Source organism: Streptomyces sp. NPDC051183, from assembly GCF_040682455.1.
GTDB lineage: Bacteria > Actinomycetota > Actinomycetes > Streptomycetales > Streptomycetaceae > Streptomyces.
In genome coordinates, this window is record NZ_JBFBBA010000014.1 from 173,901 (window position 1) to 184,520 (window position 10,620).

A 10,620-nucleotide genomic window follows, 5' to 3' on the forward strand; every position below is an offset into this window, starting at 1 on the left:
TCATGAGCGAGACGAACACCCCGGCCCCCGAGGCGGCCGAGGCGCACCGTTACACGGCTGCCATGGCCGCCGACATCGAGGCACGCTGGCAGGACGTATGGGACGAGCAGGGCACGTACGAGGCCCCGAACCCGTCCGGTGACCTGGCCGGCGACCCCGCGGTGGTCGCACGGCCCAAGAAGTTCATCATGGACATGTTCCCGTACCCCTCCGGTGCGGGCCTGCACGTCGGCCACCCGCTCGGGTACATCGCCACCGACGTCTTCGCCCGCCACCAGCGGATGACCGGCCACAACGTCCTGCACACCCTGGGCTTCGACGCCTTCGGCCTGCCGGCCGAGCAGTACGCCGTGCAGACCGGAACGCACCCGCGCGTGTCGACCGAGGCGAACATCGAGAACATGAAGGTCCAGCTGCGCCGGCTGGGCCTGGGCCACGACAAGCGCCGGTCCTTCGCGACCATCGACCCGGACTACTACAAGTGGACCCAGTGGATCTTCCTGCAGATCTACAACTCCTGGTACGACGCGGACGCCAAGAAGGCCCGGCCGATCGCCGAGCTGATCGCCGCCTTCGAGGACGGCTCCCGCGAGGTGCCCGGGGGCGCTCCCTGGGCGGGGCTGACCGCGGGCGAGCGGGCCGACGTACTGAACGAGTACCGGCTGGCGTACGCCTCCGACGCGCCCGTGAACTGGTGCCCGGGCCTGGGCACCGTCCTGGCCAACGAGGAGGTCACCGCCGACGGCCGCTCCGAGCGCGGCAACTTCCCCGTCTTCAAGTCCCGGCTGAGCCAGTGGAACATGCGGATCACCGCATACGCCGACCGGCTGATCGACGACCTGGACGCGCTGGACTGGCCCGAGGCCATCAAGCTGCAGCAGCGCAACTGGATCGGCCGCAGCGAGGGCGCGCGCGTCGACTTCGCCCTGGGCGACGAGGCGATCACCGTCTTCACCACCCGACCCGACACCCTGTTCGGCGCCACCTACATGGTGCTGGCGCCCGAACACCCGCTGGTCGAGAAGTTCATCCCGGCCGCCTGGCCCGAGGGCACCCACGACGTGTGGACCGGCGGGCACGCCACCCCGTCGGAGGCCGTCGCGGCCTACCGCAAGCAGGCCGCCTCGAAGTCCGACGTCGAGCGGCAGGCCGAGGCCAAGGACAAGACCGGTGTCTTCACCGGCGAGTACGCGATCAACCCGGTCAGCGGCGACAAGGTCCCCGTCTTCATCGCCGACTACGTGCTGATGGGCTACGGCACCGGCGCGATCATGGCCGTCCCGGCGCACGACAGCCGTGACTTCGAGTTCGCGCGCGCCTTCGAGCTGCCGATGCGCTGCGTCGTGCAGCCGACCGACGGCCGCGGGACCGACCCCGCCGAGTGGGACGAGGCGTTCGTCTCCTACGACGCCGCGCTGGTCAACTCGGCGGGCGAGGGCATCCCCCTGGACGGCCTGGGCGTCGTCGAGGCCAAGGCCGCGATCACCGACTGGCTGTCCGAGCGCGGCATCGGCGAGGGCACCGTCAACTTCCGTCTGCGCGACTGGCTGTTCAGCCGCCAGCGGTACTGGGGCGAGCCCTTCCCGATCGTCTACGACGAGGACGGCGTCGCGCACTCGCTGCCCGAGTCGATGCTGCCGCTGGAGCTGCCGGAGGTCGAGGACTACTCGCCGCGCACCTTCGAGCCGGACGACGCGCTGTCGCAGCCGGAGACCCCGCTGTCGCGCAAGGCCGACTGGGTCAACGTGGAGCTGGACCTGGGCGACGGGCGCGGGGTGCGCCCGTACCGCCGCGAGACCAACACCATGCCGAACTGGGCCGGCTCCTGCTGGTACGAGCTGCGCTACCTGGACCCGAACAACGGGTCGGCCCTGGTCGACCCGGAGATCGAGCAGTACTGGATGGGCCCGCGCGAGGGCCAGCCGCACGGCGGCGTCGACCTGTACGTGGGCGGCGCCGAGCACGCCGTGCTGCACCTGCTGTACGCGCGCTTCTGGTCGAAGGTGCTGTTCGACCTGGGCCACGTCTCCTCGGTCGAGCCGTTCCACAAGCTGTTCAACCAGGGCATGATCCAGGCCTACGTCTACCGCGACGAGCGCGGCTTCCCGGTCACGGCCACCGAGGTCGAGGAGCGCGACGGCAAGTTCTTCTTCGAGGGCGAGCCGGTCAAGCGCGAGCTGGGCAAGATGGGCAAGTCCCTGAAGAACGCCGTCACGCCCGACGAGATCTGCGAGGAGTACGGCGCCGACACGCTGCGCCTGTACGAGATGGCGATGGGCCCGCTGGACGTCTCGCGTCCGTGGGACACCCGGGCCGTGGTGGGCCAGTACCGGCTGCTGCAGCGCCTGTGGCGCAACATCGTGGACGAGGAGACGGGCGCGGTGACGGTCGTCGACGCCGAGCCCGCCGAGGACACGCTGCGCGCGCTGCACAAGGCGATCGACGGGGCGGGCGGGGACCTGGCGGGGCTGCGGTTCAACACGGCCATCGCGAAGATCACCGAGCTGAACAACGCCCTGACGAAGGCGGGCCGGCCGCTGGAGCGGTCCGTGGCGGAGCGGCTGGTGCTGCTGATCGCGCCGCTGGCCCCGCACATCGCGGAGGAGCTGTGGAGCCGGCTGGGGCACCGCGAGTCGGTCGTCCACCAGGACTTCCCGGTCGCGGACCCGGCGTACGTCGTGGACGAGAGCGTGACCTGCGTCGTTCAGATCAAGGGCAAGGTCAAGGCGCGGCTGGAGGTGCCGCCGACGATCTCCGACGGCGACCTGGAGAAGCTGGCGCTGGGCGACGAGGCGGTCGTGGCGGCGCTGGGCGGTGCGGAGATCCGCAAGGTGATCGTGCGCGCGCCGAAGCTGGTGAACATCGTCGTCTGACGTCGTCTGACGTCTGCAACGTGAGGTGTGGACGTTGTAGGGGACATCCCGTACGGGCAGGTTGGGGGTTCGTTTGGAACCCCCGGCCTGCCCGTGGCGTTTACGGTGGAGGGGACGGACAATGGCTCGCTGGGGACTGGGGAAGGGACACTCATGGAGGCCGCGTTGATCATCTTCGCGCTGATGGTGCTTTTCACCTTCCTGGGCCTGGGCGTGTACGCGACCGTCAAGGTGGTGGGGGCGGCGAAGCGCGGCGTGGACCGGACGATCACGCAGGCCCGCCGCACCGTGGAGGACACCACCCTGAAGGCCAAGAGCTTCGGCCAGGTCGGGGTCACGGCGGCGCTGGCGCAGCTGCGGCTGGACCTGCGGACCTCGATGCGGGCCACGCAGCAGGCGCTGCAGGACGGGGTCCGGACGGACGCCTCGCTGAAGGAGTCGATCGGGCTGTTCGAGCGGTTGAGCGTGCACGGACGCGAGCTGGACGACGAGCTCAAGCGGCTGGAGCAGGAGCCGGACCGCAAGCGGATCGCCGAGAGCCTGGCGGACCTGCGGGAACGCACCGAGAAGATCACGCAGGCGGCGGACTCGCTGCGCTGGGCCGCGCGCGACCGGGCCCGGCGCTTCGCGCAGGACGACCTGTCGGCGCTGTCGGATCAGATCGAGGTCGAGTCGGGCGCGCTGCGGGACTGGTCCCGTGCATCGGTGGACGACCTCTCGGCGGCTGCCTCGGGCGGTGACTGGGGCGCGACGCCCCCCGCCGGGCCCGGCCGCGGAGCACCGCAGCAGCAGCCCGCGGAGCCGGCGGCGCTGCACCAGGCGCCCCCGGCCGCGCCGTATCCGTGGCAGAAGACGGCCCGTCCGGAGACGACGACCTGAGGACCGCGACCTGCCGTGACCTGAGGGCCACGGCCTGAGGGTCCGTGGGTGACGGCGGCCTGAGGGGTTCGTGGGTGAGGGCCACGGCCTGAGGGGTTCGTGGGCGTACGGTGGGGCCCGGCCGAGTGGCGGCTGAGGTCCGACGGGGCCGGTGAGGGTCCGACCGGGGGCCGACAAGGGTCCCGAGCTGCCGGACCACCCCCACTGGCGGTACCCTCCGGCTCATGTCCCGCCATGTCGCGATCGTCACCGATTCCACGGCCTACCTGCCCCAACCGGCCATGACGCGGCACGGAATCACCTCCGTCCCGCTGACCGTGGTGCTCGGTGACGAGGCCCTCGAAGAGGGCACCGAGATCTCGGCCCGAAGCCTTGCCCTGGCCCTGCAGAAGCGCCGTTCGGTCACCACCTCCCGCCCGAGCCCGGAGGAGTTCGTACGGGCCTACCGGGCGGCCGCCGACGCGGGCGCGACCGGTGTCGTCAGCCTGCACCTGTCCGCCGAGTTCTCCGGTACCTACGACGCCGCCGTGCTGGCCGCGAAGACCGCCCCGATTCCCGTCCGCGTCGTCGACACCGGCATGGTCGCGATGGCCCTCGGCTTCTGCGCCCTGGCCGCGGCCGAGGTGTCCGAGGCCGACGGCTCCGTGGACGAGGCCGTGGCCGCCGCGGAGAAGCGGGCGGCGGGCATGTCCGCGTACTTCTACGTCGACACTCTTGAGTACCTGCGGCGCGGCGGCCGCATCGGGGCCGCGCAGGCCCTCCTCGGGTCGGCGCTGGCGGTCAAGCCGCTGCTGACCCTGGAGGGAGGACGGATCGAGATGCTGGAGAAGGTGCGGACCGCCTCCAAGGCCATCGCACGCCTGGAGGAGCTGGCCGTCGAGCGTGCCGGGTCCGGCGCCGTCGATGTGGCCGTGCACCACCTGGCGGCTCCGGAGCGAGCCGAGAAGCTCGCACAGCGGCTGCGGGAGCGGATCCCCGGACTGGTCGAGATGCATGTCAGCGAGGTCGGCGCGGTGATCGGCGCGCACACCGGGCCGGGGCTGCTGGCGGCGGTCGTTTCGCCCCGCTGATCACCGGAACGAGTGGCGGGGATATCCACAACGGGGCGGATATCCACCGGAATTGAGGGTTCCGAACGGGGGTGCGGGTTCGGCCCTACCGTCGTGGCATGACTCTTCGAACGCGCGCTTCGCAGCCCTCCGGCGCCACCAGTGGCCCCGGCCGTCCCCGACTCTCCGACAGCCGTCTGCGGCACCGCCGTGGCGAGCGCGGTCACCGGCGGGATCCTTCCGAGCAGGCGGCGGTGCGCCGGCGGGCGGAGGCGATGCTCGGCGGCAGCGGTCCGCCGTGGCCCTCGCCGCCGTCTGCGGATCCGGTGTTGTCTTCGGATCCGCCGCTGTCTTCGGATCCGCCATCGTCCTTGGATCCGCCGTCGTCTTCGGCTTCGCTGTCGTCTTCGGCTCCGCCGCCGTCGTCGGATCCGCCACCGTCTTACGCGCCGCCGTGGTCTTCCGCGGCGCTGCCGCCTCCCGCTCCGATGCTGCCTTCGGGTCCGGGGGAGGAGCCGGCGGTCGACGAGCGGGCCTTGACCGGTGGGGCCGCGCGGCGGCTGGCGGTTCGGGAGCGGCTGCCGGTGTGGTTGCAGGCGCGCTGCGGGGTGGAGCCGCGCACGGTGGCCGCCGTCTCCGTGGTGCTGGTCGTCGCGGTGGGCTGCGCCGCGCAGCAGTACTGGTCGGCCCGCCCACAGCCGGTGACCGCGCCGGCGGTGGTCGTCCCGGCGCAGGTCGCGGCCTCGGTGCCGGCGGCTGCCCCGGCACCGGCATCCGCGGCGGCTGCCGGTGGCGTCCGGATCGTGGTGGACGTCGGCGGCAAGGTGCGGGAGCCGGGGGTGCGGCGGCTGCCCGCCGGTTCGCGGGTGGAGGACGCGCTGAGTGCGGCCGGAGGAGTGCGCCCGGGCACGGACACGACCGGCCTCAACCTGGCTCGGGTCCTGGTGGACGGGGAGCAGGTGCTGGTCGGCGCTCCGGCGCCGCCCGCGGGCGGGTCGGCGGCCGGCGTGGCGGGTGGTGCGGTGGGCGGTGCGGGAGGGCCGGGTTCCGGGCCGCTGAGCCTGGGCACGGCCACGGCCGAGCAGTTGGACCGCCTGCCGGGGGTCGGCCCGGTGCTCGCGCAGCACATCGTGGACTTCCGCACTGCCCGTGGCGGGTTCCGCTCCGTGGACGAGCTCCGGCAGGTCAACGGCATCGGTGAGCGACGGTTCGCCGATCTGCGCAAGCTGGTACGGCCGTGACCCGGGCCGAGGGTACGCCGCACCCCGCGGACCTGCGCCTGGTGGCGCCGGCCCTGGCCGCCTGGGCGGCGGCCGCCCTCGCCCTCGATGCGCCCGGCGGCGCCACCGCCGTCGGGGCGGGGCTGGGCGTGGTCTGCGCCGGGCTGCTGGTACTGGCCGGGCGGCGGCGCCCGGAGCCGCTGCTCGGCGTCGGTACGGCGGTGGCCGCCGCCCTGCTGTGCGCGGCCGCCGGGGCCGGAGTGGCGGGCCTCCAGCGGGCCGAGGCGCGGGCCGGGCCGGTGCCGGAGCTGGCCCGGGGGCATGCCCGGGTGCTCGTGGAGCTCACCGTCGGCTCCGACCCGCGGGTCGCGCCGGGCGGGAGCGGCCCGCCCGCCGTGGTGCTGGACGCGGTGGTGACCCGGGTGACCGCCCCCGACGGTGCGCGGACCCGGGTCGAGACCCCGGTGCGGGTGCTCGCGGGGCACCCGGGGTGGGCCCGGCTGCTGCCCTCGACCCGGGTGTCGGTGGTCGGCCGGCTGGCCCCGGCGCGGGGCGGTGAGCGGGCCGTGGCGCTGCTCCGCCCGGCCGGCGACACCCCGCCGCGGGTGACCGGGGGCCCGGACGCCGCGCAGCGCCTGGCCGGGCGGCTGCGGGCCGGGCTGCGCGAGGCCACCGACGGGCTGGCGCCGGATGCCAGGGCCCTGCTGCCCGGGCTGGTCGTCGGGGACACCTCCCGGGTGGAGCCCGATCTGCACGAGGCCTTCCGGGCCACCGATCTGCTGCACCTGCTGGCCGTCTCCGGATCCAACCTGACCGTGGTGCTGTTCCTGCTCATCGGGCCCCCGGCCGGCGCACAGCTCGCCGAGCGGCGCGGGCTGGCACCCCGTCTCGGACTCTCGTTGCGGGCGACGGCAGTGTGCGGGGCGGCCCTGACGCTGGCCTTCGTGGTGGTGTGCCGGCCCGAGCCGAGCGTGCTGCGGGCCGCGGCCTGCGGGGCGGTCACTCTGCTCGCCATCGCCACCGGGCGGCGCAGATCCCTGGTGCCGGCGCTGGCGGCCGCCGTCCTGCTGCTGGTGCTCCACGACCCCTGGCTGGCCCGCAGCTACGGGTTCCTGCTCTCCGTCCTGGCCACCGGAGCCCTGCTCACCATCGGCCCGGTGTGGAGCGAGGCCCTGCGGCGGCGCGGGATGCGGCCCCGGCTCGCCGAAGCACTGGGGGCCGCCGCGGCCGCCCAGGCGGTGTGCGCGCCGGTGGTCGCGGTGCTGTCGGCCCGGGTGAGCCTGGTGGCGGTGCCGTGCAACCTGCTGGCGGAGCTGGCGGCGGGTCCCGCGACGGTGCTCGGCTTCGCCGCGTTGGCGGCGGCCCCGCTGTGGATGCCGGCGGCGGAGCTGCTGGCCTGGTGCGCGGGGGTGCCCGCCGGTTGGATCGCCGCCGTGGCCCGGGCCGGGGCGCAGCTGCCCGGGGCCGAGCTGGCCTGGCCCGGCGGGGTGGGCGGCGGGTTGCTGCTGGGCGCCGCCACCCTGGCCGCGGTGGGCCTCGCCCGCCGATACGGCCGCCGACGGTGGCTGTGCTCCGCCCTCGCCGTGCTACTGCTCCTCGCGGTACTGAGGCCGCCACTGCTCACCCGTACGGTCAGGGGCTGGCCGCCGCCCGACTGGAGCTACGTGCAGTGCGCGGTGGGCCAGGGCGACGCCGCCGTACTCGCAGCCGGGCCGGGCGCGGCCGTGGTCGTGGACGCCGGCCCGGAACCAGGACCGGTCGACGCGTGCCTGCGCGCTCTGGGTGTGACCCGAATCCCACTGTTACTGCTGACACATTTTCATGCCGACCACGTGGGTGGTCTGTCGGGAGTGCTGCGGGGCCGGTCGGTGGGTGTGATGCAGGCCACCGGCCTGGAAGAGCCGCCGGGGCAGGCCGAGTTCGTCCGGCGGACCGCCGCGGCCGCCGGGGTGGCCCTCGTACCCGCGGTGGCGGGGGAGCGGCGCCGGGCCGGGCCGCTGGAGTGGCAGGTGCTGTGGCCGCCACCTGCGGGCCCGCCGTCCGAGGGGGCCAACAACGCGAGCGTGGCCCTGCTGGTCCGATCCTCGGGCCTGACCCTTCTCCTGCTGGGAGACCTCGAACCACCTGCTCAGCAGGGCCTGCTGAGGGACCATCCGGAACTGGGCCCGGTGGACCTCCTCAAGGTCGCCCACCACGGTTCGGCGCATCAGGACCCCGGCCTGCTGGAGCGGGTCCGGCCGCGCCTCGCGATCGTCCCCGTCGGATCGGGAAACCGCTACGGGCACCCGGCACCGGGTACGCTCTCACGGCTGCGGGCCCTCGGGGCGACCGTGTTGCGCACCGATACCGACGGCTCGATCGCCGTCGCGGGAAACGGCTCGCGGATGCGGGCGTTCCCGGCCGTCCGGCAGCGGACGCGGCGCGGGCATTCCGGACGTGACGGCTCTGTTTGCCCACAACCCGACAGCATGATCGAATGCGTTTTCGCCAGAGCGGTCCAAGTCCACACAGCACGGGGGTGCATCAACCATGTTCGGTCGCAGGCGGGGGATGGAGACGGCGGGGAGCTCCAGTCCACACACATCCGCGACGCTGACGCTTCCTCATGCGGCCCGCCTGCTCAGCTGCCGGGTTCTCGACACGGTCCACCAGCCGGTGCGGCAGGCCAAGTTCGAGGTGACCGACCCGATCGGCCGACGGATCGTCAGCGGGGAGACCGATCCGTTCGGCGGATTCACGGCGGCCGTGCCGGAGGGGGAGTACCGGCTGACCGTCACCGCCGAGGGGTACGCGCCGTTCCTCGGGGCGACGCTCGTCGGGGACCCGGCGCAGCCCGGAACCGCGGAGATCATCCTCGACGCGGTGGAGCCGCCGCTGCTGCCGCAGCCCGGCCACTGGGAGATCGACCCGGCGCATTCGTCGATCGGGTTCGCGGCCCGGCACATCGGCTTCGCGCGGATCAACGGCCGGTTCAACACCTTCGCGGGCGCGGTGCGGATAGCCGAGCGCATGGAGGACTCCTCCATGCACGTGATCATCGACGCGGCGAGCATCGACACCGGTCTGCGGATGCGGGACGACCACCTGCGCTCCGGGGACTTCCTGGACGCGGCCCGCTACCCGACGGTGGAGTTCTACAGCGAGCGCTTCATCCACCGCAGCGGCAGCCTGTGGGCCGTCGCGGGAGCCCTCACCCTGCACGGAGTCAGCCGCTCGGTCACCCTGGACACGCAGTACCTGGGTCTCGGCACGGGCCTGGAGGGGGAACCCCGGGCGGCCTGTCGGGCGACCGCCGAGCTGCACCGCGAGGACTTCACCCTGAACTGGCAGTCGATGCTGGCGCACGGCGTCGCGGCCATCGGTTCGAGCGTGGAAGTGGCGCTGGACATCCAGATCGTCCACAAGGCCTGAGGCGCGCCGGGCCGAGCCTACGGCGCTTCGAGCCAGCCGTCGTACTCGGCGGCGAGGTCGTCCAGCGCGGCCGTGTCGAGCCGGTCCTTGGGGTCCTCGACGACGACCAGCCACTGGGCGTCCTCGGCGTCGTCCTCGCCGGCCAGGGCGTCGCGGACCAACTGCGGCTCCTCCGGGAGGCCGAAGCGGTCCACGGCCTCCTGCGCCACCTCCTCGGCGGCGTCGCGGTCGGGCAGCACCAGTACATGTCGCACGTTCACCCGACCATTCTCGGGTATCGCGCGGAGGGGGCCGGGGCGCGGGGGACTGTCAGTGCGGCGTGGGATGCTGGAGCCGATGGCCACCAGGAAGAATTCCACCGACGATCCGCTCGCTCCGCTCACCCTCGCGGTGGGGCAGGAGGACCTGCTGCTCGACCGTGCCGTACGGGAAGTGGTGGCGGCAGCCCGCGCCGCCGATCCCGATACGGACCTGCGCGACCTCGCCTCCGAGCAGCTCCAGCCCGGCACGCTGGCCGAGCTGACGAGCCCCTCGCTCTTCTCGGAGCGCAAGGTCCTGGTCGTGCGCAATGCGCAGGACCTGTCTGCGGACACGGTGAAGGAGGTCAAGGCGTACATCGCGGCGCCGTTCGAGGAGATCAGCCTCGTCCTCCTCCACGCCGGCGGTGTGAAGGGCAAGGGCCTGCTGGACGCGGCGCGGAAGGCGGGTGCCCGCGAGGTCGCCTGCCCGAAGATGACGAAGCCGGCGGACCGGCTGGCGTTCGTCCGGGGCGAGTTCCGCACGCTGGGCCGGTCGGCGACGCCGGAGGCCTGCCAGACGCTGGTGGACGCGATCGGCAGCGACCTGCGGGAGCTGGCGAGCGCGGCCGCGCAGCTGTGTGCGGACGTCGAGGGCACCATCGACGAGGCCGTGGTGGGCCGCTACTACACGGGCCGGGCCGAGGCCTCCAGCTTCACGGTCGCCGACCGGGCGGTGGAGGGCCGCGCGGCCGAGGCCCTGGAGGCCCTGCGCTGGTCGCTGTCCACCGGGGTGGCGCCGGTCCTGATCACCAGCGCCCTGGCCCAGGCGGTGCGGGCGATCGGCAAGCTGGCGTCCGCCCCGCGCGGGGCCCGCCCCGGCGACCTCGCCCGGGACCTGGGCATGCCGCCGTGGAAGATCGACCGGGTCCGCCAGCAGATGCGCGGCTGG

General features: G+C 73.6%; 7 protein-coding genes and 1 pseudogene. 7 read left to right on the forward strand and 1 reads right to left on the reverse strand.

All coding sequences use genetic code 11. The features are described from left to right. The first annotated feature begins 2 nt into the window (after positions 1–2). The 6 genes and pseudogenes from leuS (at position 3) to AB0M99_RS15425 (ending at position 9,432) form a co-directional block, all read left to right on the forward strand. Entirely contained in the window at positions 3–2,873 is a 2,871-nt protein-coding gene (gene leuS / locus AB0M99_RS15400; protein WP_365920428.1) for a leucine--tRNA ligase, read from the forward strand. Positions 2,874–3,026: 153 nt separating this feature from the next. Next, positions 3,027–3,752, forward strand: coding sequence for a hypothetical protein (locus AB0M99_RS15405; RefSeq protein ID WP_365920430.1), 726 nt, complete (start codon positions 3,027–3,029; stop codon positions 3,750–3,752). A 224-nt stretch (positions 3,753–3,976) separates the two neighbouring features. Beyond that, a complete protein-coding gene (locus AB0M99_RS15410; RefSeq protein WP_365920432.1) occupies positions 3,977–4,822 on the forward strand; it encodes a DegV family protein in 846 nt (281 codons plus the stop codon). Positions 4,823–4,920: 98 nt separating this feature from the next. Continuing rightward, positions 4,921–6,042, forward strand: coding sequence for a ComEA family DNA-binding protein (locus tag AB0M99_RS15415; protein WP_365920434.1), 1,122 nt, complete (start codon positions 4,921–4,923; stop codon positions 6,040–6,042). After that, positions 6,039–8,414 (forward strand): annotated as a pseudogene (locus AB0M99_RS15420) (ComEC/Rec2 family competence protein); the annotation flags it as partial. The gene AB0M99_RS15415 and the pseudogene AB0M99_RS15420, both read left to right, overlap by 4 nt. 157 nt (positions 8,415–8,571) lie before the next feature. Further along, entirely contained in the window at positions 8,572–9,432 is an 861-nt protein-coding gene (locus AB0M99_RS15425) for a YceI family protein (RefSeq protein WP_365920452.1), read from the forward strand. 17 nt (positions 9,433–9,449) lie between these two features. Here AB0M99_RS15425 and AB0M99_RS15430 read toward each other — a convergent pair whose 3' ends face one another. Continuing rightward, on the reverse strand, positions 9,450–9,692 hold the full coding sequence (locus AB0M99_RS15430) for a hypothetical protein (protein WP_365920436.1): 243 nt from the start codon (positions 9,690–9,692) through the stop codon (positions 9,450–9,452). Between the two features lie 76 nt (positions 9,693–9,768). Here AB0M99_RS15430 and holA point away from each other — a divergent pair. After that, positions 9,769–10,620 (forward strand): DNA polymerase III subunit delta (holA, locus tag AB0M99_RS15435; RefSeq protein ID WP_365920438.1); only part of this gene is annotated, 852 nt, incomplete at its 3' end.